Raw genomic sequence first — 447 nt, forward strand, 5'->3', positions numbered from 1 at the left:
GCCTTGCGGTCGATTTTCCCGTTCGGTGTCAGCGGGAAACGATCCAGTTGTACCACATACGTCGGGATCATGTAATCGGGCAGCTTCGGCTGCAGCGCATTCCGTAGCTCCGGCAAACTCAGGGACGCTGAAGCTATGATATAGGCACACAGATCCTTGTGTCCATCTTCGTTTTCCCATGCTGTGACGATGGCTTTCTGAATGCCGTCCACGGTCAGCAGCTGCGCTTCCACCTCACCCAGCTCGATCCGGTACCCCCGGATTTTCACTTGGTGGTCAATCCGGCCCAAATACTCAATGCTGCCGTCTGGCAACCACCGGGCCAGGTCGCCCGTTCGGTACATTCGGTGTGCGTAAGTGCTGTCCGCTTGATCGGTTGCTGCCGCAACAGCGAACGGATTCAGGACAAACTTCTCTGCCGTCAGCTCTGGCAGATTCAGGTATCCT

Annotated in this window: 1 protein-coding gene; it reads right to left on the reverse strand. The window is 56.6% G+C overall.

Annotation, left to right across the window (positions count from 1 at the left end):
• Positions 1-447 (reverse strand): AMP-binding enzyme (locus G9G53_RS25745; RefSeq protein ID WP_165150886.1); only part of this gene is annotated, 447 nt, incomplete at both ends.

This window comes from Paenibacillus sp. EKM206P (genome assembly GCF_011066155.1).
GTDB lineage: Bacteria > Bacillota > Bacilli > Paenibacillales > Paenibacillaceae > Paenibacillus > Paenibacillus polymyxa_D.